Raw genomic sequence first — 508 nt, 5'->3', positions numbered from 1 at the left:
CGTAGCGAAGCAGCGGTGCACCTGGCGGTACAACTGCCATACCAGAGGTTCGTCCGTCCCGGTCCTCTCGTACTAAGGACAGGTCTTCTCAAATTTCCTGCGCGCGCAGCGGATAGGGACCGAACTGTCTCACGACGTTCTGAACCCAGCTCGCGTACCGCTTTAATGGGCGAACAGCCCAACCCTTGGGACCAACTCCAGCCCCAGGATGCGACGAGCCGACATCGAGGTGCCAAACCATGCCGTCGATATGGACTCTTGGGCAAGATCAGCCTGTTATCCCCGAGGTACCTTTTATCCGTTGAGCGACGGCCATTCCACAATGTACCGCCGGATCACTAGTCCCGACTTTCGTCCCTGCTCGAGCTGTCGCTCTCACAGTCAAGCTCCCTTGTGCACTTACACTCGACACCTGATTGCCAACCAGGCTGAGGGAACCTTTGGGCGCCTCCGTTACTCTTTAGGAGGCAACCGCCCCAGTTAAACTACCCATCAGGCACTGTCCCTG

1 rRNA gene is annotated in these 508 nt (G+C 57.9%); it reads right to left on the bottom strand.

The features are described from left to right. Window positions 1-508, bottom strand: a 23S ribosomal RNA gene (locus IEW07_RS20780); the annotation flags it as partial.

This window comes from Kocuria dechangensis (assembly GCF_014636775.1).
GTDB classification, from domain to species: Bacteria; Actinomycetota; Actinomycetes; order Actinomycetales; family Micrococcaceae; genus Kocuria; species Kocuria dechangensis.
The sequence above is the reverse complement of the archived record's forward strand: the minus strand, read 5'-3'. Positions and strand labels throughout refer to the sequence as shown.